The organism is Flaviaestuariibacter amylovorans (assembly GCF_039541815.1).
Taxonomy (GTDB): Bacteria; Bacteroidota; Bacteroidia; order Chitinophagales; family Chitinophagaceae; genus Flavisolibacter; species Flavisolibacter amylovorans.
Map to the genome: position 1 here is coordinate 372,877 of NZ_BAABGY010000002.1, position 22,662 is coordinate 395,538.

The 22,662-nt window shown below is 60.2% G+C and carries 17 protein-coding genes; 13 read left to right on the forward strand and 4 right to left on the reverse strand.

Annotation, left to right across the window (positions count from 1 at the left end; translation table 11 throughout):
- Nucleotides 1-145: 145 nt before the first annotated feature.
- The 6 genes from ABD937_RS03980 to ABD937_RS04005 all read left to right on the forward strand — a co-directional run bounded on the left by ABD937_RS03980 (nt 146) and on the right by ABD937_RS04005 (nt 7,452).
- Nucleotides 146-1,561, forward strand: a complete 1,416-nt coding sequence (locus ABD937_RS03980; RefSeq protein WP_345253593.1) for an APC family permease — start codon at nt 146-148, stop codon at nt 1,559-1,561.
- A 2-nt stretch (nt 1,562-1,563) separates the two neighbouring features.
- Nucleotides 1,564-1,896, forward strand: coding sequence for a hypothetical protein (locus tag ABD937_RS03985; protein WP_345253594.1), 333 nt, complete (start codon nt 1,564-1,566; stop codon nt 1,894-1,896).
- Nucleotides 1,896-3,056 (forward strand): trans-sulfuration enzyme family protein, encoded by a 1,161-nt coding sequence (locus ABD937_RS03990; RefSeq protein WP_345253595.1) that lies wholly within the window; start codon nt 1,896-1,898, stop codon nt 3,054-3,056. Before ABD937_RS03985 ends, ABD937_RS03990 begins: the two co-directional genes overlap by 1 nt.
- A gap of 266 nt (nt 3,057-3,322) precedes the next feature.
- A complete protein-coding gene (locus ABD937_RS03995) occupies nt 3,323-4,756 on the forward strand; it encodes a TolC family protein (RefSeq protein ID WP_345253596.1) in 1,434 nt (477 codons plus the stop codon).
- Between the two features lie 257 nt (nt 4,757-5,013).
- A complete protein-coding gene (locus tag ABD937_RS04000; protein ID WP_345253597.1) occupies nt 5,014-6,396 on the forward strand; it encodes an efflux RND transporter periplasmic adaptor subunit in 1,383 nt (460 codons plus the stop codon).
- A gap of 9 nt (nt 6,397-6,405) precedes the next feature.
- A complete protein-coding gene (locus ABD937_RS04005) occupies nt 6,406-7,452 on the forward strand; it encodes an NAD(P)H-dependent glycerol-3-phosphate dehydrogenase (RefSeq protein WP_345253598.1) in 1,047 nt (348 codons plus the stop codon).
- Nucleotides 7,453-7,770: 318 nt separating this feature from the next.
- On the opposite strand, the gene hemW is transcribed toward ABD937_RS04005, so the two are convergent.
- Nucleotides 7,771-8,895 (reverse strand): radical SAM family heme chaperone HemW, encoded by a 1,125-nt coding sequence (hemW, locus tag ABD937_RS04010; RefSeq protein WP_345253599.1) that lies wholly within the window; start codon nt 8,893-8,895, stop codon nt 7,771-7,773.
- Nucleotides 8,896-8,936: 41 nt separating this feature from the next.
- On the opposite strand from hemW, the gene ABD937_RS04015 reads away from it, so the two are divergent.
- The 7 genes from ABD937_RS04015 (at nt 8,937) to porN (ending at nt 18,082) form a co-directional block, all read left to right on the forward strand.
- The gene (locus ABD937_RS04015) at nt 8,937-10,718 is read left to right on the forward strand and encodes a BamA/TamA family outer membrane protein (protein ID WP_345253600.1); all 1,782 of its coding nucleotides are present in this window, start codon (nt 8,937-8,939) and stop codon (nt 10,716-10,718) included.
- 290 nt (nt 10,719-11,008) lie between these two features.
- Nucleotides 11,009-11,941 (forward strand): DUF4271 domain-containing protein, encoded by a 933-nt coding sequence (locus tag ABD937_RS04020; protein WP_345253601.1) that lies wholly within the window; start codon nt 11,009-11,011, stop codon nt 11,939-11,941.
- A 35-nt stretch (nt 11,942-11,976) separates the two neighbouring features.
- On the forward strand, nt 11,977-12,777 hold the full coding sequence (locus ABD937_RS04025; RefSeq protein WP_345253602.1) for a uroporphyrinogen-III synthase: 801 nt from the start codon (nt 11,977-11,979) through the stop codon (nt 12,775-12,777).
- 435 nt (nt 12,778-13,212) lie between these two features.
- On the forward strand, nt 13,213-14,511 hold the full coding sequence (gene porK, locus ABD937_RS04030) for a T9SS ring complex lipoprotein PorK/GldK (protein WP_484489534.1): 1,299 nt from the start codon (nt 13,213-13,215) through the stop codon (nt 14,509-14,511).
- 127 nt (nt 14,512-14,638) lie between these two features.
- Nucleotides 14,639-15,418 (forward strand): type IX secretion system motor protein PorL/GldL, encoded by a 780-nt coding sequence (porL, locus tag ABD937_RS04035; RefSeq protein ID WP_345253604.1) that lies wholly within the window; start codon nt 14,639-14,641, stop codon nt 15,416-15,418.
- 62 nt (nt 15,419-15,480) lie between these two features.
- Complete coding sequence (gene porM / locus ABD937_RS04040) at nt 15,481-17,037, forward strand: type IX secretion system motor protein PorM/GldM (RefSeq protein ID WP_345253605.1); 1,557 nt, start codon at nt 15,481-15,483, stop codon at nt 17,035-17,037.
- 7 nt (nt 17,038-17,044) lie between these two features.
- Complete coding sequence (gene porN / locus ABD937_RS04045; protein WP_345253606.1) at nt 17,045-18,082, forward strand: type IX secretion system ring subunit PorN/GldN; 1,038 nt, start codon at nt 17,045-17,047, stop codon at nt 18,080-18,082.
- A gap of 502 nt (nt 18,083-18,584) precedes the next feature.
- On the opposite strand, the gene uvrC is transcribed toward porN, so the two are convergent.
- From uvrC to ABD937_RS04060, 3 genes are all read right to left on the reverse strand, one after another.
- Nucleotides 18,585-20,456 (reverse strand): excinuclease ABC subunit UvrC, encoded by a 1,872-nt coding sequence (gene uvrC, locus ABD937_RS04050; RefSeq protein ID WP_345253607.1) that lies wholly within the window; start codon nt 20,454-20,456, stop codon nt 18,585-18,587.
- 15 nt (nt 20,457-20,471) lie between these two features.
- Nucleotides 20,472-21,050 (reverse strand): hypothetical protein, encoded by a 579-nt coding sequence (locus ABD937_RS04055; RefSeq protein ID WP_345253608.1) that lies wholly within the window; start codon nt 21,048-21,050, stop codon nt 20,472-20,474.
- Between the two features lie 106 nt (nt 21,051-21,156).
- Nucleotides 21,157-22,581, reverse strand: coding sequence for a hypothetical protein (locus ABD937_RS04060; protein WP_345253609.1), 1,425 nt, complete (start codon nt 22,579-22,581; stop codon nt 21,157-21,159).
- Nucleotides 22,582-22,662 lie beyond the last annotated feature (81 nt).

Below are 22,662 nucleotides of genomic sequence, written 5' to 3' on the forward strand. Positions count from 1 at the left end.
CAGGACCCCGGGGGCGTGTGGGCTTTTCGCCCCACTGTGTCTTCTGTCCGCCGAACGCCCGGCCATGCCCGTTGAAATAGGGCGAAAACGCCGGTTAGCCGGCGTTTTTGCCGTTTTCCGCTATATTTAGCGGCATATGCCTGCTATGGAAAAAGCCGGACCCCCGTCGCCCGACGCGACCCTGCGGGTGCCGGAGCCACCTGCTCCCCGTCCCACGTTGAAGCTATTCGACTTCACCATGATCGTCATCAGCCTCGTGATCGGGATGGGCATCTTCCGCACCCCCCGCAACGTGGCTGCCGACGCGCCCTCGCTCTGGGTGTTCTTTGCCGTTTGGGTGGCCGGCGGGCTCGTGGCGCTCTGCGGGGCGCTCACCTATGCCGAGATCGGGTCGCGGCTGCCGGTGACCGGTGGCTATTACAAGATCTTCTCCTACGCCTACCATCCCTCCATCGCCTTCGCCATCAACTGCGTCATCCTCGTCTCCAACGCCGCCTCGGTGGGCGGGGTGGCCCTCATCGGCGGCGAGTACATCTCGGCGGTGCTGCGGCCCGGTACCGCCCCCGGCGACCTGTCGCTCCGGCTCCTGCAGCTCGGCATCGCCATCGGCGCCATCATCCTGTTTTACGGGGTCAACCTGCTGGGACTCAAGATGAGCGCCAAGGCGCAGAGCGTGCTGATGATGACCAAGATCGTGCTCATCCTCCTGCTCATCGCCCCGCTGTTCTTTACGGCACCGGCGGTGGCGGGCCCCGTGTCGGCGGCGGTGGCCGACCCCACGTTCAGCCAGTACCTGCTTGCCTTCGGCAGCGGGCTCGTGGCCGTCTCCTTTACCTACGGCGGGTACCAGCAAACGATCAACTTCGGCGGCGAGGTGCGCGAGCCGGGGCGTAACCTGCCGCGCGGCATCTTCCTGGGCATCTTTGTCATCATCGCCCTGTACCTGACCATCAATTACGCCTATGTGCACGTCATCGGCTTCGACAACCTGAAGACGGCCGACAACATTGCGGCGCTGATGGCCGGCCAGGTGTTCGGCGCGCGGGCGGGCCAGGTGCTCTCCGTATTCCTGTTCCTGGGCGTGCTGGGCTACGTCAACGTGCTGCTCCTGAGCAACCCGCGGGTGATGTACGCCATGAGTACCGACGGCATCCTGCCGCCCGCTTTCCGCTGGCGCCACCCCCGTACTGGTGTGCTTGTGCTTCCACTCACTATATTTGCAGCCCTGTGCGCCGGGATCATCTTCTGGGCGGAGGAATTCGACCGCATCCTGAGCTTCTCCATTTTCCTGGACAGCTTCGGGATGGTCCTTTCTGCAGGCAGCATTTTCACGCTTCGCAAAAGAACCCGGCACCTCGACGGCACCGGGATCTTCAAGATGCGCCTTTACCCCATACAACCAATCGTGTTCATCGCTGCGTATCTACTCGTGGCGGTCAGCCTCTTCGTGCAGAAGCGCAACGAGTCGCTCCTGGGCCTCGGGGTGCTGAGCGCGTTCATTATTGTGTATTTCGTTTTCTTCCGGAAGGCGCGCCCTGCGGAGGAAGACCTTAAAAGATAGGTATGTCAGAAGAACAACTACGCGGGCAGCAGGGCGAAGGTTCCGGAGCCCGCGAAAGAAGAAGCGGCAGTGGCAGCAGCTCGGGTCGCAGGCGTCACCGCAGCAGCCGGAGTGGCTCGCGGCGCTCTTCGTCATCGTCCGCGTCGAAGAAGCATAAATTCACGTTCGGGCAGTTCGTGCTCCTGATCTGGAGCGGGATCACCCTCGGCGGCTTCATCTACGTGCTGCAGGACGTGCACCGGGTGCCCCTGTGGATGCCGCTTTCCCTCGCCGGTATGGCGGTGATCGGGCTCTACTTCTTCTTTGCCGGGCTCGCCCGGAAAAAAAGGAATTGATGGACCTCTCGTACATCCTCAACGAGCTGGGCGAAGAGCGGGCACAGTACTTCAACGCCGTGGCCCCGCCGATCGTGCAGTCGAGCAACTTCGCCTTCGACACCGTGGCCGACCTGCGCCGCGCCTTCGCCGACGAGATGGGCGGGTACCTGTACTCCCGCGGGCTCAATCCCACCATCGATATCCTGCGGAAAAAGCTCGCCGCCCTCGACGAGGCGGAGGATGCGCTCGTGTTCGCCAACGGCGCGGCCGCCATCTTTGCCGGCGTGCTGCCCTTCGTAAAGGCGGGCGATCACATCATTTCGGTTCAGCAACCCTATTCCTGGGCGCAACGCACCTTCGACGGCATCCTTACCCGCTACGGCATCGAAACCACCTATATCGCGGGCACGGAGATCGGCCAGTTCGAAGCGGCGCTCCGGCCCAACACCACCTTCATCTACCTCGAGTCGCCCAACTCGTGGAATTTCGCGGTGCAGCCCCTTGCCGAAGTGGCGGCCCTGGCGAAGCCGCGCGGCATCGTCACCCTCATCGACAACTCCTACTGCTCCCCGCTGCACCAGCGGCCCCACGAGCTGGGCATCGACCTGTGCATGCAAACGGCCACCAAGTACATCGGCGGACACAGCGATACCCTCGGCGGCGTCCTCACCGGCTCCCATACCCACATCCGCCGCATCTTCGAGCTCGACTACCTCGCCATCGGCTCGGGGGTGTCGCCCTTCAACGCCTGGCTGCTGCTCCGCGGCCTGCGCACGCTGCCGCAGCGCCTCGCCCACGTGTCGCGCTCGGCGCAGGAAGTGATCGCCTTCCTGAAGGGGCATCCCAAGGTGGGTGGCCTGCTTTACCCGCTCGACCCCTCGTTCCCGCAATATGAGCTTGCCCGCCGGCAGATGACCGGCGCGGGCGGCCTCCTCACCTTCCTGCTGAAAGACGGCACCTGCGCGCGCATCACCACCTTCTGCGAGTCGCTGAAGCACTTCCTGATGGCCGTGAGCTGGGGCGGGCACGAGTCGCTGGTGCTCCCCAAATGCGCCGGCATCGACCCCGCCGCCTTCGATGCGCGGAACCCCGAGCACCAGTACATCCGTCTCTACACCGGCCTCGAAGACCCGGGCTACCTGATCAGGGATCTGGAGCAGGCACTGGAGAAGGTTTAGAAGGTTGGTTGGGGCAGTGGGCCAGCGCCGCCTCCAATCACGATAGGACGTTGCCCTGCCTGATGGCCCCATTAGTTGCTCCCTCGACGGGCTACTCCATTCTTTAGGTCAGGCGCCTGCTTGCATTGCGCCGCCTTTCTTTGCTGTTTCAGCAGCGGCTCGTTGTCCTGGCTTTTTTTACACCCGCCCAACCCTCCTGCGCCTCTCTGAACCTCTCTGAACCTTTCTAAACCTTCTAAACCTCCTAAACCTTTACTTTTACGCTCATGAAGAAACCGATCAGCTGCTTGCTCGGCATGTTGTGCTGCATGGCGACGATGGCCCAGGAGGCCTGGGACCTCCGCCGCTGTGTGGACCATGCCCTGGCCAATAACATCTCCGTGAAGCAGCAGGACGTGCAGGCCCGCATCGCCGACGTCAACTACGTGCAGTCGAAGCGCTCGCAATATCCCAGCCTCAACCTACAAAGCAACCTGGGCTACAACTTCGGACGCAGCATCAACATCGCCACCAACCAGTTTACCGAGGTCTCCTTCTTTTCAAACAACATCAGCCTCCAGACCGACGTCGACGTTTTCAACTTCTTCTCGAAGCGGAACGGCATCGCCTCCTACCGCCTCGATGCGCTGGCGGCCGGCGCGCTGGCCGATAAGGTGCGCAACGACGTCGCCCTCAACGTGGCGCTGAACTACCTCCAGGTGCTCCAGGCCCGCCAGCAGGTGCAGATCCTGCGCATCAAGCAGGCACAGACGAAAGCGCAGCTCGGCGTTACGCGCAAGCAGGTGGACGCGGGTGCGCTGCCGGAGCTCAATGCCGCCCAGCTTGAAGCGCAGCTCGCCCAGGACAGTGCCAACGTCGTAAACGCCAAGACCTCCGAGATACAGGCCCTCTATAGCCTGAAAGCCCTCCTGGCCCTCGATGCGGCAGTGCCTTTCGACGTGGTGGTGCCGCCGGTGTCGGTGATCCCGCTGGAGCCCGTCGACAGCCTGCGCCCCGACCTCGTATACGCTACCGCCCTGCAGAACATGCCGCAGCAGCGCTACAACAGCCTGCGCCTCGCGGCCGCGGATAAGGCCGTGGCTTCGGCCCGCGGCTCCATGTACCCGCGGCTTACGTTCGGGGCCGGCATCACCACCCGCTACTCGGGCGCGCAGCAGCAGGCCGACTTCCTCGGCGACTCCACCAAGTTCGTGGTGCCGGTGGGCTATGTGCAGAATACCGGCGCGCCGGTGCTCCGCGAGGTGGCCCAGCCTAATTTCAGCGCGCCGTACACGAGTCCTTATTTCACGCAGTTCAACAACAATATGGGCCGCTTCGTAGGCTTCACGATCACGGTGCCCATCGTGAACGGGGGGCAGGCGCGGGCCGGCTGGGAACGCGCGAAGCTCACCCGGGCGACCGCGGCGCTGCAGCAGCAGGGCGACAGCCTCACCCTGAAGCAGGACATCTATAAGGCCTATGCCGATGCCATGAACGCCCTCGAGCGGTTCAACGCCGCGGGCAAGGCGGTGGAGGCCAACCAGAAGGCGTTCGAATACGCAGGTAAGCGCTACAACATCGGCCTGCTCACCACCCTGGAGCTGCTCAACGCGCAGTCGGGCCTCTTCCAGGCACAGCTGCAGCGCGCCTCCGCGCAGTTCGAATACGTGTTCCGGATGAAGCTGCTCGAGTTCTACAAAGGCCGGGGGCTGAAGTTGTAATGTGCCAATGGGATAATGGGATAATGGGATAATGTGCTAATGAGGTGATGGGAGACAGAGTGCGAAAAGACGACGTATCCCCTGCTTCTGGAACATGGTAAGGACGCGTCCCGACACGTCCCGATATTGATCGGATCGCTGCAAGGAAGGCTCCCGACACGTCCCGATATCGACCTGAGCACCGTAAGGACGCGTCATGACGCGTCCCAAGTAAACTAATAAACAAATAGACCAATAGACCAATAAACGCTCTCTCTATGAACAAATCGGTAAAATGGACGCTCGTAGGACTTGCCCTCGTAGGCGGGATTGTGGCGCTCGCCAAGATGACGGGCGGCGACGGCGACAGCGGCACCAAGGTAGCAGTGGAGAAGATCGATACGCGCAGCATCACCGAAACGGTGAGCGCCTCCGGTAAGATCTACCCCGAGGTGGAAGTGAAGGTAAGCCCCGACATCTCCGGCGAGATCACCGCGCTCACCGTGCAGGAGGGCGACTCCGTGCGCAAGGGCCAGGTGCTCGCGCGCATCTTCGCCGACATCTACTCCTCGCAGCGCGACCAGGCGGCCGCGCAGGTAGCGCAGTCGCAGGCCTCCGTGGCCAACAGCGCCGCCGGTCTTGCCGCGCTCAAGGCGCAGCTCGACCAGGACCGCAACAGCTACAACCGCAACAAGCAGCTCTTCGACGAGAAGGTGATCTCGAAGGCGGAGCTCGAGCAGTTTGAGACGAAGCTCCAGGCGTCGCAGGCGCAGTACAACGCCGCCGTGCAGGGCATCCGTGCCCAGCAGGCCGGCGTGCAGGGATCGCGCACGCAGCTCGCGCAGGCCAACAAGAACCTCGGGCGCGCCACCATCGTGGCGCCCATGGACGGCATCGTATCGCAGCTCAACGTGAAGCTTGGCGAGCGCGTGGTGGGCACCGCCCAGATGGCCGGTACCGAGATGCTCCGCGTGGCCAACATGAACACCCTCGAGGTGCGCGTGGACGTAGGCGAGAACGACGTGGTGAAGGTGCATACCGGCGACTCCGCCGACGTGCAGGTGGATGCCTACAACAACCGCAAGTTCCGCGGCGTGGTGACGCAGATCGCCAGCAGCACCAACAAGACCGGCGGCATGCAGGCCAGCACCAACGACGTTACCAACTACGAGGTGCACATCCGCATCGATCCCTCTTCCTATGCCGACCTCATGGACCCTGCCCGCCCGAAAGCATTCCCTTTCCGGCCCGGCATGAACGCCAACGCCAGCATCAAGACGCGCCGCCGCGACAACGTGCTGTCGATCCCCATTACTTCCGTGGCCGCCCGCGTGAAGGGCAGCGACAAGAACCTCGAGGAGAACAAGAAGGATAAGGACAAGGAAAAAGACAACGAAGGCCTCGACGATGCCGGCACGGCCGGTGCCGGCGCCGACGGCGTTGAGGAAGTGGCCTTCGTGGTGAAGACCGACGGCACCGTAGAGAAGCGCGTGGTCACAACCGGCATCCAGGACATGAACTATATCGAGGTGCTCACCGGCCTGAAGCCCGGCGAGCAGGTAGTATCCGCACCCTTTAACGCCATCTCCAAGTCGCTCAAGAACGGCGACCGCGTGAAAGTGGTGAAGAAGGACGAATTGTTTGAAAACAAGAAGAAATAGGAAAGCGACATGGCTGAAACGATGACGTATGGCGTGGTAGGCAGCGGCAGCTGGGCAACGGCGCTGGTAAAGATCCTGACCGACAATGGCCACCGCGTGCACTGGTGGGTGCGCAACGAGCGGCAAAGCGACTATATCCGGAGCCGCCGCCACAACCCGCAGTACCTGCCCACTGCCTACCTGAACGTAGCGCTGCTGCAGATCGCGGCCGATGTGAACGAAGTGCTGCGCGCGGCCGACGTGATCGTGCTGGCCGTGCCCTCCGCCTATATCCGCGACGTGCTGGCGCAGATGGATAAGGAAACCTTCCGCGCACGCAAGATCGTATCGGCCATTAAGGGCATCGTGCCCGGTCCCGACGTGCTGCTCAACGAATACCTGGAACAGGAGTTCGGGCTCCCGCTCGAGCACTACTTCGCCGTGCTGGGCCCTTGTCATGCGGAGGAGGTGGCTGCCGAGAAGCTCTCCTACCTCACCTTCTCCGGCGTGGATGATGCCGTTACGGCGCAGATCGCCGAGGCCTTCCGCAGTCCTTATATCAATACCATCACCAACCACGACATCCTCGGCGTGCAGTATGCCGCGGTGCTGAAAAACATCTATGCGCTCGGCGCCGGCATCGCGCACGGCCTCGAGTACGGCGATAACTTCCTCAGCGTCTACATTGCCAACAGCGCCGACGAGATGGCGGGCTTCCTGCAGAAGGCCGGCATCGAGCACATCGAGGTGGGCAAGCACGAGGAGCACCCCATTACGCACAAGAAAGAGATCAACTATGCCGCCTCCGTGTACCTCGGCGACCTCCTTGTGACCTGCTACTCGCCTTACAGCCGCAACCGCACCTTCGGCGCCATGATCGGGAAAGGCTATACAGTGCAGTCGGCGCAGCTCGAGATGAACATGGTGGCCGAAGGCTACAATGCCTGCAAGTGCATGTTCCACATCAACCGGCGCATCGGCGCCGAGATGCCCATCGCCGAAACCATCTACCGCATTCTGTGGGAGAAAGAGGCGCCCGCTGCCGGATTCGAAACGATCGAGGGTGTGCTTGTGTGACCCGGCCCGGCCCCTGTTCCCCGAAGGGGGCACTTACGTGGAGTATACTTTCTTGTACTGAACTTTTCTCAACGTTGTTTTATACGAAAGCCCCGACCGAGTCGGGGCTTTCTACGTTAAAGGGGTGTAGCGGTGGAGGGTTGCGGTGGAGAAAGCGAACATTTGAGTACAGGAGCAATAGAATAAATGAGGTAGGCTCTCGCCGCGGGTCCTGCTACCTCATGTAATCCAACATCGACCTTTGCTTCTTCAAGAGAAGCTTTCCTACGGTGAAGAAAGCATCAATCTGAGTTCCCCCCTTCGGGGGACAGGGGGCTGTTACACGAACAGGTCCGCGGCAAGGCCGTCGGCGCGGAGCATGCCGGCGTCGGTAAGGGCGTAGCCGGACGGCGTTTCCTGCACGAGGCCTTCCCGTAGAAATACCTGCAGCTGCCGGCGGATCTCCTGCTGCTCCTTCTCGGTGGCGAGCGCCGCCGCCCGATTCAGGTCGATGCCTTCCCTGGTGCGCAGGGCGATCATGAGATACTCATTGAGCCGCTGCTCGCGGGTGAGGGCCTCTTTCTCGTCGGGTAGGCGGCCTTCGGTGAGCGCCCGTATATATACGGCGTTGTTGGCGATGTTCCAGGAGCGCTCGCGCCCGTTGAAGGAGTGCGCCGAGGGGCCGAGGCCGAGGTAGGGCACGCCCTTCCAGTAGGCCGAGTTGTGGCGGCTGCGGAAGCCCGGCTTCGCCCAGTTCGACACCTCGTAGTGCTCGTAGCCCGCCGCGGCGAGCCACTCCATGAGGAGCAGAAATTGCCGCGCCTGCTGGTCGTTGTCCACATCCACTTGCTGGTGCCGCCCGATCTGCTGGTGCAGCGGCGTCTTTTCTTCCACCGTGAGCGCATAGCAGGAAAGGTGGTTGATGCCGTAGCCGGTGGCGATGTCGACGTTCTCCTTCCAGCGGGCGTCGGAGAGGAGGGGAGAGCCGTAGATGAGGTCGATGGTGAGGTTGGAGAAGCCGGCGGCGAGGCTCAGCTCGATGCAGCCGCGGGCATGGCCGGCCGTGTGCGCGCGGTTCATCCAGCGGAGCTCCTCCTCGAAAAAGGATTGCACGCCGATGGAGAGGCGGTTGATGCCGAGGTCCTTCCAATGCTGCAGCCGTTCGGCCGTGATGTCGTCGGGGTTTGCTTCGAGGGTGAGCTCCGCGCCGGCGTCGACCGGGTAGTGCCGCCGCAGGGCATCGAGGATCGCCTCCAGCTCGCCCGCCTCAAGCAGCGAGGGTGTGCCGCCGCCGAAATACACGGTATGCACCGGCGCTGCCTCCAGGTACGAAGTGCGGAGCGCAGCCTCCTGCACGAGTGCGTCCACGAGGGCGCCCTTTTGCCTTAAGGAAGTGGTAAAATGAAAGTTGCAGTAGTGGCAGGCCTGCTTACAAAAGGGGATATGCAAATAAATACCGGCCAACGGCGTTAGGGATTGAGCGTTCCAAAATACTTTTACAAAACGTGCGTACGAAGGTAAAGCAATTGCTCCCGGTGCTTCTGTTAATGCTGTTTCCGGCGCTGCTGCGGGCCCAGTATGCCGTGCGGTACACGCTGGCCGACGACAGCCTCGCCGCCGCCCGCCCACCCCTCGACTCCCTGTTCCCGAACCGCGCCGCCGCCCTACTGTACCTCTCCGCCCTCCCGGCCTCCCTGCAGGCACGTGGCTTTGCTACCGCGTCGATCGACTCCCTGCGGGCCGATTCCGCAGAGGCGCACGTTCGTCTCTTCCTCGGCCGCACCTGGCGCTGGGCCCGCCTCGACACCCGCCCCGAGGATGCCCCGCTCTACGCCGCCCTCCGCTGGAACGCCGCTGCCTTCACCCGCGGGCCGATCGACTTTGCCCGCCTCCGCGACCTGCAGGAGCGCCTCCTCGGCCAGCTCGAGGAGACCGGCTATCCGTTCGCCCGCGTCTACCTCGACTCGATCCGGGTGGAGCAAGACGCCGTGGCCGCGCAGCTCCGCATCGACCGTGGCGTCCTCTACCGCATCGACTCGATCCGGGTATACGGCGACGTGCGCATCTCCAACGAGCTCCTGCAGCGCCAGCTCGACCTGCCGCCGGGCACGCCCTACAGCAGGCGCCGCCTCCAGGCCGTAGACAAGCGCCTCAGCGAGCTGCCCTACCTACAAACGGAGCGCCCCTCGGACCTGACGATGCTCTCCACCGGCTCGGTACTGAACGTGTACCTCAAAGACAAGAAGAACAACCAGGTGAACGCACTCGTCGGTTTCCTGCCCAACCCCGATGCCGCGTCGGGAAAGAAGGTGCTCATCACCGGCGAGGCCAACCTGCTGCTCCGGAATTCCCTCGGCGGGGGCGAAACCATCGGCCTCAACTGGCAGCAGCTGCAGCAGTCCTCGCCGCGGCTCAGCCTGCTCTTCCAGCAACCCTACTTCCTCCGCACCCCCATCAGCCTCGGCTTCAACTTCGAGATGTTCCGCAAAGACACGACCTTCCTGAATCTCCACTTCAATCTTTCGGCGTCCTACCGGAGCGGCAACGGCGTGGCCACCCTCTTCTTCCAGCGCCGCTCCACCATCGTGAACGGGGTGAACCAGCAGCAGGCGCTCGCTACGCGGCAGCTGCCGCCGGAGGCCGACACCCGCTCCAACAACCTCGGCGCCGCCTATGAGTACAACAGCACCGACTACCGCTTCAATCCGCGCCGGGGTAATGAGCTCCTCGTCAGCGGCTCGGCCGGCATCAAGCAGATCAAGAAGAACACGCAGCTCCTGGCCCTCAAAGACCCCTCGGATCCCGGCTTTTCCTTCGACCGGCTCTACGACACGGTAAAGCTGCGCACCTACCAGTTCCGGGTGACGGCAGCCGCGGCGCACTATTTCCCGATCGGTCGGCAGGGCACGCTCCGCACCGCCCTCAACACCGGCGCCTTCTTCAGCGGCAACGTGTTCCGCAACGAGCTCTTCCAAATTGGCGGCTACCGCCTTCTGCGCGGCTTTGACGAGGAAAGCCAGTACCTGCAGCACTATGCGCTCGGCACCGTGGAATACCGCTACCTCATCGGTCAGAACTCCCACTTCTTCGGCTTCCTCGACGGGGGCTGGGGCTACCAGCCCGCCCCCGAGTCGGCGGGCCGCATCTACCTCGGCACCGGCCTCGGCATCTCTTTCGAAACGAAGGCCGGCATCTTTAACCTTGCCTGGGCCCTCGGCCGCCGCGACGACGTGCCCTTCAACCTCCGCCGCTCCAAGGTGCACCTTGGGTTCGTCAGCTACTTTTAGATGTCAGATGTATCATCTCGGATCTCAGATGTGTGATTTCAGATTTCAGATTCAGGCTGCCGCACGCAAGGGAATCTCAGATCTGTGATCTCGGATGTTAGATCTGTTGCTGACGCCGAATACAGAATGCGGAACCTGTCGCGGTATGTTTGGCCGAAAGCGATTGAAGCCAATCAGAAAAGCTCGCTGGCAGGAAGCAAGTTGAAGTTATAGGCGGTGCCTTACCAATAAACTAATAGACCAATAGACTAATAAACGATCGCGAAGCGATTCCTTACATTTGCTCCTCCATGAAAACCGCGTCCGCTGTCCTGTTCCTGCTCCTGATCTGTTGCGGTCTCCCCGCCGCAGCCCAGCGCGACAGCACCCGGCACGCGGATACGGCAGTACGCGCCGATACGGCCACCCTGGGGCTACCGGACTCCCTGCTCATTGCAGACAGCCTCCGCCGCGATACCCTGGTGATCCCGCCCCCGCTGATCGTGGCACAACGCTTCGACAGTATCGTCTGGAAGCTGCATCCCTTTTTCCGGTTCGACAGCCCGCTGCGCCTGCGCGAGTCGGTGCGGGTGGTAGCCGGCAAGGAGTCGCTGTTTTACATTACTGTCGGGCTCCTGCTGCTGTTTGCCGTGGTGCGGAATGCCTTCGGTAAGTATGTGGTGGACCTGTTCCGGCTTTTTTTCCGGGCCACCCTGAAGCAGCGGCAGGCCAAGGAGCAGCTGTTGCAGTCGCCGTTGCCCTCGCTGTTGCTGAACCTGCTGTTCGTACTGAGCGCCGCGCTTTTTCTCAACCTCCTCTTCGCGCGTTTTGCCCTGGGCTCCGGGTATTCGTTCTGGGAGCTGATGGGCTACACGGCGCTTGGCCTTTCAACGCTTTACCTCGGCAAGTTCCTGGTGCTCAAGCTGGTAGGCTGGATTTTCGGGGTGAGCGAGGGCGTCGACGCGTATATCTTCATTGTCTTCACCACCAACAAGATCATCGGGATGATGCTGCTGCCCTTTGTGGTGCTGCTCGCCTTTACCGGCGGCGTAACGGCGCAGGTCGGCCTCAGCCTCAGCCTCGTAGTGCTGGGCAGCCTCTACCTCTACCGCTATTTTATTTCCTGGACGACGGTGCAGCGGCAGGTGCGGCTCAACGCGTTTCATTTCCTGTTGTACCTGCTGGCTTTTGAGGTAGTTCCCTTACTCCTGATTAACAAAGTGTTGTTCCGCGCATTAGGGTAAAAGCCGTAGCTTTGCACACCTTAGGAATTCCACGTATGGTAAAAAACGAGGCATCAAAGTCCGGCGGAGCGGTCAACAACGGCATGCGGATCCTGATCACGCAGCCCCGCCCGGAAAGCGAGAAATCGCCCTATTTCGAGCTCGGCCGTAAATACGGCGTTACGCTGGACTTCCAGCCCTTCATCCAGCTCGAGCCGATTCCGGCGAAGGAATTCCGGAAGCAAAAGATCGAGATCCCCGCTCACACCGCCGTCATTCTCACCAGCCGCAACGCCATCGATCACTTCTTCCGCACCTGCGAGGAAATGCGCGTGTCGGTGTCGCAGGATACGAAATACTTCTGCATCACCGAGGCCGTAGCGCTCTACCTGCAGAAGTTCATCCTGTACCGCAAGCGCAAGGTGTTCTACGGGGCCGATGGGTCCAACAAGAGCCTGTTCGACGTTATCAACAAGCACAAGATCAACGAGAAGTTCCTGTACGTGTGCTCCGAGAACCAGCAGGACTCCGAGATCACCGGCTGGCTCAAGACGAATAACTGCCAGTTTTCCCTGGCCTTCATGTACCGTACGGTATCGTCCGACGTGAAGGACCTGCTGACGCGCACTGATTACGACGTCATGTGCTTCTTCACCCCCAGCGGCGTCAAGAGCCTGTTCGACAACCTTCCGGCCTTCCAGCAGAACGGGACGGTCATTGGCGCCTTCGGCTCCAATACGGCACGCGCTGTGGAGGAGTCGGGCCTGGCACTCGGCATCAAGGCGCCGCAGCCGGGAGCACCTTCCATGGTGGCGGCCCTCGACCAATTCCTGTCCGCCGAGCTCAAGAAGAAATAAAGACCTGTATCCAACGATACGAAAGGGCCGCAATGCGGCCCTTTTTCTGTGCAGGAGGCGAACCGGGCCCGGCAGGAGGGAAGGCGCAGGGGCGAAGTCGTGCGCGGGGAAGCGCTGGCCGATGCGTAGGGTGCCGGCTGCTGCCGACAGCTGGGGCGGCCGGGCAGGCGGCGCGGTTCACGTGCCGGTAGCTGCCGTTCAGGGGCTGTACCTGCCCGCTCAGCGCCGGGCAGACGGTTTGCCGGTTCATCTTGTGTTTTCCGCATTTCGACGGATTCGCGGCCAAATAATTCGGAAAAGGATGCAATATTCGTCCTTGGAAGTCGTTTGAGACAGTACGCCCAAAAGGGCTTGCAAATGAAAAAATTTAGTTGTAACCTTGTGCCGACAATTTTAAGGAAAGCTTATATTTGCCCAATACCCTCGTGTATGACAATGAAAAACCAAACATTTGCGCTCGTCGCAGCGGCGTCTGTTGCCCTTACGGGATGCGGCGCTCTGGGAAAGAAAAAAGGCGGAACCCTGCCGAACGACGGCCAGGTTCACGGTGTGGCCCCCGGTGGTCACTACGTTCTCCCCAAGCCTCCCGGTATGGTGTACGTGCCTCAGGGAACCTTCCACATGGGTCCCTCCGATGAAGATCCTGCCTACGCTTTCAGCTCCCGCAACCGCTCCGTTTCGATCTCTGGCTTCTGGATGGACGCCACCGAAGTCACCAACAACATGTACCGCCAGTATACCAACTGGGTGCGCGACTCCATCGTAGCCAAGAAGATGGGCTACGTGAAGACGGGTACCGACGGTGCCGAGCGTGTGGACTGGGTAAAGATGAAGACGATCAAGTGGAACGATCCCAAGACCATCGAGCAGCTCGGCCAGACCGACGTGATGGTGGCTCCCCCGGATCGTATCAACGGCAAAGTGGAGCTCGACGCCTCCAAGATCGTGTACCACTCCGAAATCTTCAACTTTGGTGAGGCCGCCAAGCGTGAGAACGCCGGCAAGCCCCGCTCGCAGTTCATTGTCAAGAAGGACACCCGCGCTTATCCCGATACTCTCGCCTGGATCCGCGACTTCTCCTATTCCTACAACGAGCCCATGACGCAGCGCTATTACTCGCACCCCGCGTTCGGCAACTACCCCGTGGTGGGTGTGAGCTGGAAGCAGGCCGAGGCCTTCTGCGAGTGGCGCACACACTACCTCAACGCCTTCCTCGAGTCGAAGAAGCGCTCGCAGGAATCCAAGTTCCGCCTCCCTACGGAAGCGCAATGGGAATACGCCGCCCGCGGTGGCCGCTCCCAGTCGATGTTCCCCTGGGGCAACTACTACCTCCGTAACAAAAAGGGCTGTCTGCTGGCCAACTTCAAGCCCGGCCGCGGTAACTACCCCGAAGACGGTGGCTTCTACACCGTGCGTGCCGACGCTTACTGGCCCAACGATTTCGGCCTGTACAACATGTCGGGCAACGTAGCCGAGTGGACTTCCTCCATTTACTACGAAGGTGGCTATACCTTCATGCACGACCAGAACCCCGACGTACGTTACGACGCCAAGGACACCGATCCTCCGAAGATGAAGCGCAAGGTGATCCGCGGCGGCAGCTGGAAAGACGTAGGTTACTACCTGCAAACCAGCACCCGCACTTATGAGTACCAGGATTCCGCTAAGTCCTATATCGGTTTCCGCAGCGTGATCGACCTGCCCGCCCAGTCTGGCCGTGGCCGTCGCAAGTAATCCCTCCCTTCACAGAATTTTTACTTCCCGTATTCAATAAACAGAAGTCAGTCTTCGTTAGTAAGACTGCCTTCTGTTTCCTGTAAACTTTTTAACTAACCAACCATTTTCTTTTAAACGCTCAATTATGGCAGCTGCTATTCCCCCTAAAGTAAGCAAGTATGTAGACGTAGTGGTATCGATCGCTGCGGCTCTCGTTATCTACGGTGCCCTTCAGAAGATCCTCCACTCGCCCACTGCTGACCTGTGGCTGAAGATCGGTCTCTACACGGAAGCCGTGGTGTTCCTGATCTATGGTATCCTCTACATCGTGTATCCTGCCGTGGGCGACGCTTCGCACAGCGAGGAGCTGCTGGTGGAAGCCACTCCGAAGGTGAAGCACAAATCCGGTGCCCTCGGTGCCATGGACAAGGCCCTCGCCGAAGCCGACATCACGCCTGCCAACCTCAACATGCTGGGCGAGAACTTCAAGAAGCTCAATACGACGCTGACCAACATGAACCAGATCGCTGATGTGGTGAAAGTGACCGGCGACTATACCACCCGCACTGCCGAAGTAACGCAGGCCCTCTCCAAGGTGAAGGACGCCTACATCGGTGCTGCCAACTCCGTAGGTGCGTTCAACAATGCTACCGAAGGTGCCAAGGTATTCCACGAGCAGGTGCAGGTGCTCTCCAAGAACCTCTCCTCCCTCAACACCATCTATGAGCTGGAGCTGCAGGAAAGCAACAACCACCTCAAGGTGCTGAACGGCTTCTACGGCAAGCTGGCCGAGACCGCCAAGGTGATGAACAACAGCGCCGAAGACGCCAAGAAGGTACAGGAGCAGATCGCAGGCCTCGCCGGCAACCTGACCCGCCTCAACACGGTGTACGGCAACATGCTCAGCGCCATGCAGGGTCGCTAATCGCCCCGGTGCACGTGTACTGAAACTGAATTAAAGAAACCGACTTAAATTTTTGACCCGATATGGCACTACCTAAAGAGCCACGGCAAAAGATGATCAACCTGATGTACCTGGTGCTGACAGCCCTGTTGGCCCTGAACGTATCAGCGGAGATCCTCAATGCCTTCAAAACCGTAAACCGAAGCCTGGCAAAAACGAATGAGACCATGAACGCCTCTACGAGTGCCGTTATGGGTTCATTCGAAGAGCTGAGAAAAGATCCGAACACCCGTGTGAAGGCTGAGCTCTGGCTCCCGAAAGCACAGTCAGTGATCTCTGAGGCCAAGATCGTCAATGACCTGATCCAGAACTTCAAAGACTCGATCCTCAATAAAGCAGGGTTCGACCGTGCCAATCCGGACAAGCCTTATAAAGAAGACAACCAGGATATTGCAACACATTTCATGGTTGAGCAGAAGAATGGCGAGCGCCTGCGTGCGGCACTCGAAAATTTCAAGAACAAAATGATGGCACTTGCCCCGAACACGGGTAATAAGGAAGCGGATGATAAAGTTCGCTCTGACATCAATGAGTATCTCAAGCAGATCGACCTCGTTCCTCCTCCTTCCAAGACAGGAACGCAGAAGCCGAGCTGGTCTGACGCTTATTTCCACATGGTACCGACCGTTGCCTCTATTACGATCCTGTCGAAGTTCCAGAACGACGTGAAGACCGTAGAGAACCGCATGGCAACCCTCTTCCACGAGCAGGTAGGCAAAGTGGTGGTTCGCTACGATGCTTTCGCCGCTATTGTAGGCCAGAGTTCCAACTATATCATGCCGGGTGGTAAGATCACCGTGAATGCTGGAGTAGGCGCCTTTTCGAAGGCCGCAGCTCCCCAGATCACCATCAATGGCCAAAGTGCGCCTCTTGGTCCGGACGGCCAGGCTCAGCTCGATGTAGCTGGTGGTGCCCTCGGTAAGCACGCCGTTCCCGTAGTGATCCGCTTCGTGGACCAGGATGGCAAGCCGCAGACCGTTACCAAGAACGTAGAGTACACGGTAGGTCAGGCCAACGCCTCGATCGCCCTCGATAAGATGAACGTACTGTACCGCGACATCGCCAACCCGATCACGGTGGCGGCTTCCGGTGGCGGCGACGACCGCATCTCCGTTGCGATCACCAACGGCCGTCTCGAAAAGACCGGTGCCGGTAAATACAATGCTTTCGTTTCCGGCGGCAACGAGGCTACCATTACCGTGTCCGTTGACGGTAAAGCTGCCGGTGCTTCCCAGTTCCGTGTGCGCGACATTCCCAAGCCGACGGCTTCGGTTGGTGGCTATGCTTCCGGTGACAATGTGAACGCAGGTGCCTTCCGTGCTCAGCCGGGCGTCATCGCCTGGATCAAGGACTTCCCCTTCGAGATCAAGTATACCGTTACTTCTTTCACCATTTCCACCGACGGCGACGATGGTGACATCGTTGACGCTAAGGTGTCCGGCAACCAGTGGGGAGCCGCCGCCCGGAACGTCATGGCGCAGGTGAAGCCTGGAAAAACGGTCTACATCGATGAGATCCGCGCCCAGGCCGAAAACGGTAAGAGCTTCAAGCTGCCCTCCCTGGTATATTACATTAAATAACTAATCGATGAAAATCCAGATCCTTAAAATCGGTTTCCTGTTCCTGACCCTGGCGGCCCTCTGCCAGACCGCCGACGCCCAGCGCGTCAAGAAGAAGCGGAATGATGGTGGCGGTGGCAACACCACAACTACCGCTGGTACCGGAGCCGAACAGGGTGCCACCAACGTAACCCGTCCGCCGGTCAACCCCCGCGCCGGCATTCCCATCCGTGTGGACTCCACCGGTATGGCCGGCACGGAAGGCATCGGTAAGTCGATGCGCCCCACAGGTGCGTTCGGTCACATCACCGATTCGATCAACAACAAGCGCCAGCCGCTTACGTATGAATACCTCCGCTACGACGATGCCCTGTTCGCCGAGAAGGTATGGCGCGAGCTCGATCTTCGTGAGAAGATGAACCAAAGCTTCCGCTATGCCGGCCAGGAAGACAACGGCAGCCAGATGTTCATCGACATCCTGTTGAAGGCGGTACAAGAGGGTAAAGTGACCCCGTTTGCTGACGACCGTTTCATCACGCCGAAGACGATGACCGAAGTAACGGAGATGACGCAGGGTTCTGCCGACACCAACGAGGTACGCGACATCAACAATCCCGACGTGGTGAAAGAGTACGTGGTCACACGTGCTTCCTTCGACCCGAAATCGGTGAATAAGATCCGTGTCATGGAAGAGTGGGTGTTCGACCGCGAGTCGAGCCGCCTCTTCTGCCGCATCCTCGGCGTGGCCCCGCTGCTCAGCGTCATGGACGCGAGCGGAAAGGAGCGTGGTACGAAGGCGATGTTCTGGGTGTACTACCCCGACCTGCGCCCGGTGCTTGCCACCTACGACGTGTACAATCCCAAGAACATGGGCGCGAGCCGCATGACCTGGGAAGAGCTCTTCGAAGCCCGCATGTTCAGCTCCTACATCGTGAAGTCATCGCTCGACAACCCCGGCAACAGGAACGTGCGCCAGATGATCAAGGACCCGATCCTGGCCCTGCTGGAAGGCGACAATATCAAGGAACGCATCTTCAACTACGAGCAGGACCTCTGGTCGTACTAAGAAGCGCCACATAGCTGAAAGCCCTGACGTAACGTCGGGGCTTTTGCTTTAAAAAATATTCGCGAAAACCGAAAATATTTCTCCCTGGAAGCATGGTTTTCTCGGGATTTAATTTGTATTTTTACTTCGGTTTTTCATAGGATATTGGATTTTAAAACGGGGCCGGATTTCCATCCAGCCCTTTTTCTTGCCCCACCTGCCCCCTATCCCCCGAAGGGGGAACTTAGGTCGGAGATACTTTTTTCATTCGGACCTTTTCTTAAAGTTGTTTTATACGAAAGCCCCCGCCTCAGGCGGGGGCTTTCTACGTTAAGAGGGTAAGGGGTTGAAGGGCAGAGGGGGAATACCTGAGTATTTGAGTTCATGAGCAGGTGAGCAAGCGAGGTGGGCTAACGCCGGCAATCGAACACCTCGTATAATCATACAATCTCGTACTTATGTGCTCAACGATCGCCCATTCGTGCTTTGAGAAAAAACTCCCTGTTATAACGGAAGCATCGGCCTAAGTTCCCCCTTCGGGGGACAGGGGGCCGGGGCCGGAGGCTGGGCCGGGTACTGTCTCGTCTTCCTCGTCCCCTCTGTTGAAATAGGCCTGTACGATCTTCGCTTTCCCGATGCCGATCACTTTGGCCAATTCTTCGAGCGAGGAGCGGCGCACGCCGGCGACGCTGCGGAAGGATTTAAGGAGGGTTTGCGCGGTGTTGGCGCCGATGCCTTTGATGTCTTCGAGCTCGTTCTTGAAGGTGCCTTTGCTGCGCTTGTTGCGGTGACTGGAAACGCCGTGGTTGTGCACCTCGTCGCGGATCCGGCGGATGAGGAGCAGGCTATCGCTGTTGTAGGGCAGCTTCAGCGATTCTTTGTCGCCCACGAAGAAGAGCTCCTCCTCGTTCTTGGCAAGGCCTACGAGCGTCATGCGGCCCTGGAGGCCCAGCTCCTCGATGGCCTCGTGGGCGGCTCCGAGCTGTCCCTTGCCGCCGTCGATGATCACGAGCTGCGGCAGGTCCTCACCCTCGTTGATGAGGCGGCGATAACGACGGTATACGCCTTCCTTCATAGAGGCGAAATCGTTGTTCTTCCCTTCGGTTGTCTTCAGGTTGAAGATGCGGTAGTCTTTACGGCTTGGCTCGCCGTGGCGGAAGCACACCATGGCCGATACGGGGTAGGAGCCGTGAAAGTGGGAGTTATCGAAGCATTCGATATGAACAGGTACCTCCGAGAGGTTCAGGTCCTTACGAATGCCTTCCAGTACGGGGTGCCGGTTCTTCTTCGTGCCCACGTTCAGACGCTCTTTGTTCCGCTGCTCGTTCACGAAATACTGCACGTTCTTTTCCGAGAGCTCCAGGAGCTTTTTCTTCTCGCCGCCTTTCGGTACGGTGATCTGCACACCCGGCTCGTCGTATTCGATCGGGAAGGGCGCTACGATCTCTTTGGCGCTGCTCCCGAAGGTGTGCCGCAGCTGTCCGATGGTAAAGGCCAGGATCTCCTCCACGGGCTCGTCGAGGCGGGCTTCCACCGGCAGGGTCTTCGTTTGCACGATGGCGCCGTTCTCGAGCATCAGGTAGTTGACGTACGCAATGTCGCCGTCCTTCTGGATGGAGAACACGTCGAGGCCGTCCACAGAGTTGTTGACCACCACCGAGCGGGCCTGGTACTGCTCCAAAAAGCGGATCTTCTTGTGCACGGCTTCCGCCTTCTCGAACTCGAGCGCCTCTACGTGGGCCTTCATCTCTTTCTTGAAATGCTGGAATACGGGCGAGAGCTGGCCTTTGAGGAGGTTCTTCACCTGTGCGATGTTCTCGTCGTAATCTTCCAGCGACTGCCGCGCCTCGCAGGGGCCCTTGCAGTTGCCGAGGTGGAACTCGAGGCATACCTTGAACTTTCCCTTCTCGATGTTGCGGGGCGTAAGGTTAAGGGGGCAGGTACGGAGCGGGATCGTTTGCTTGATGAAGTTGAGCAGGTCGCGCACGCGGCCTACGGAGGTATATGGTCCGAAATACTGGGAGCCGTCCTCGATGCGCTGGCGGGTCAGGAATACGCGCGGGAAGGGCTCGTTCTTGATCACGATCCAGGGATAGGCCTTGTCATCCTTCAGGTTGATATTGAAGAGGGGCTGGAACTGCTTGATGAGCGAGTTCTCGAGCAGGAAGGCGTCGTGCTCGGTGCCTACGATGGTGAACTCGATGCGGCGGATGCGGCGCACGAGCTCCTGCGTTTTATACGTGTGGTCGTTCTTGGTAAAATAGGAGCTCACCCGCTTGCGGATGTTCTTGGCCTTGCCTACGTAGAGCAGGTTGCCATTGGCGTCGTAGTATTTGTAGATCCCCGGTTCCTGCGGAAGGGTAGGGGCGATCTGCTGAAAGGCTTCTGCGGTCATGTGTGCGGCTCTTGATCAATTCCTCGTAAAATCATTCCACTCTACCCGGGTGCGGTGCACGGTGTCCTTGCCGCCGGGGCCGGGGGCGTCTTCCGCCACCTGGAAGTGGCTCCTGGCCTTCCAATACAGGTTGCGGTGCACAACGGTCCCCTTGCGGTTCTCGTAGAGGTCCACGATCACCGTATTGACCTTGCCGCTATCGCCGACCTGCGGGTCGATATAAACCTGCTGACGCTGCAGGGGCGCGTCGGGGTCGCGGGCTACGTAGTCGAATACAACATACTGGGTCACGGGGTCGAAGTCGCGCGATTCGGTGTACATGCTCCGCCATTTCTCCTGGGTGATGTCGGGCAGCTCCAGGAAGGGAGCCGCAGCGCGGCGGAAGTCCTCGCGGGTGATGGGCATAGTATCGGAGCGCCCGCCGGCGTGCTGGTCGATGCGGGTGAAGGAGAGCATGGAGGAGTCGAACTCCCGCACCTGCCCCTTGAGGAAGGCCACGGCCGGGAAGGGATGCACCTCTTCCTGCGTCGCTTTCCGCTTGTTCTTACAGCACACGAGCAGCAGCGGGAGGAGGAGGAGCGGAAACAATTTCATGGCTGTAAAATTAACGCCGGAGCGGTAACGGAGATTGTGTTACTACGGCCGGGCCAGGCGATAAAAAAATCCCGCCATCGGGCGGGATCAGGTTGTTTCGGGCGGGTCAGTTCCTGCTTTTCGGAGCGGGCTTGTTGAAGGTCATGCCTACCCGCAGGCCAAAGTCGAAGAGGTTTTCCTTTACCGGGTACTTGTCTACGAAGCTGGAGAGCATCTGGTAGCGGACCTGGGGGCCCATCTGCCAGTTGACCTTGCCGGTGGAGTACGATACGTAGGTGCTGAGGGCGGTGTTGATGTTGAGGCGGCGCATCAGCCAGGGCACTTCCGCGTAGTTCTTGTAATCCGTAGACAGGATGAACACCCGGTCGCTCAACAGGTAGGTCGGCTGCATCGTGGAGGCGATGCCGAAGTGCGTCTTGTCGTTGCCGGCGAGCTTTACCTCGATACCGACGGGCATGGACACCTGGAAGTAAAGGTTCTGCAGCCAGTCGCGCTCAGTGCCGTTGAAATTGCTGTAGGGGGTGGCGCGCATCGCTGTCCGGCCGTCGCGCATGGCCATGGTGGCGGCTTCGTTCGTCCAGCGGTTCTGGAACACATGTACGTTGTAGCGGCTCATGTTGAACTGCAGGCCCCCTTGTACCTTGAGGTTGCGGGCCACGGGGTACTTGGCGGTGAGTCCGACCTCGAGGCCGATATTGGGCTTATGCATCACCGCGTCGTTGATGTTGTAGAGGGCGGCGTAGTTGGGGGCTGCCGACGACTGCGGGGTGGTGCTGGTGAAGCTCTTGTTCTCGGAAAGCTTGCGGTAAGAAATCGTGGGCGTCAGGAAGAATTGCAGGCTCATCTTCGACGGCTTCGCCAACTTGATGGGGGCTGCGGAGGCCGCGTCGAAGGCCGGAGCCGTCGTCAGGTCCACCCGGGCGGCGAGGGGCTGCTCGAGGGCGGCGTCTGTACGGAAATGGTCGCTGGCTGCGGGGTCGAAGCTTTCGGAGGGCAGCAGGGGCGCAGTGGTGGTGCGGGCAGGCGTTGCGGCAGATGCGCGGTAAGCGCTGTGGGCGAGGCGCAGCGGGTTGCGGCCACGGTTATTGTTCCGGTTGCCGGAGGCGATGGAATGGTTGTCCGTAGTGGCGTCGTTGAAAACGCCGGCAGTGGCCACCTCGGTGGAGCCATTCTGAACAAGCGGGCTGCGCTGTTCCTTGCCGGGGGCTGCCACGCGCAGGTCGGAAGCGGAGGTGCCTGCGGTGCTGCCGGCAGTCGCTGTTGCTTCACCGGTACCTGGCTGGCTGCTGTTTGCGGCAGGCGCCGTGTTGGTGGTGGGTTCGAAGGCAGTGCCGCTCGTTCCCGGGGAACCTGCGGTGCCGCGGTGTTGCGAAAGACCGGCGCGCGAAGCGCTGCCGCCGTGGTATTGAGTAAGGAGGTAGCCGGAAGCGGAGGTCAGCAACAGCAGCAGGCTGGCGATCCAGCCGATGCGGCGGTTGCGGCGCTTCAGGTTCTTTGAGATCCCCTGCCACACCTTGTCAGACGGACGCATCTGAAGCCGGTCTGCATGCTGCTTCAGAAAGTCCTCTAACGAATCATCTGTAAAATAACGCCTCATGGTTCAAGCAAGCTG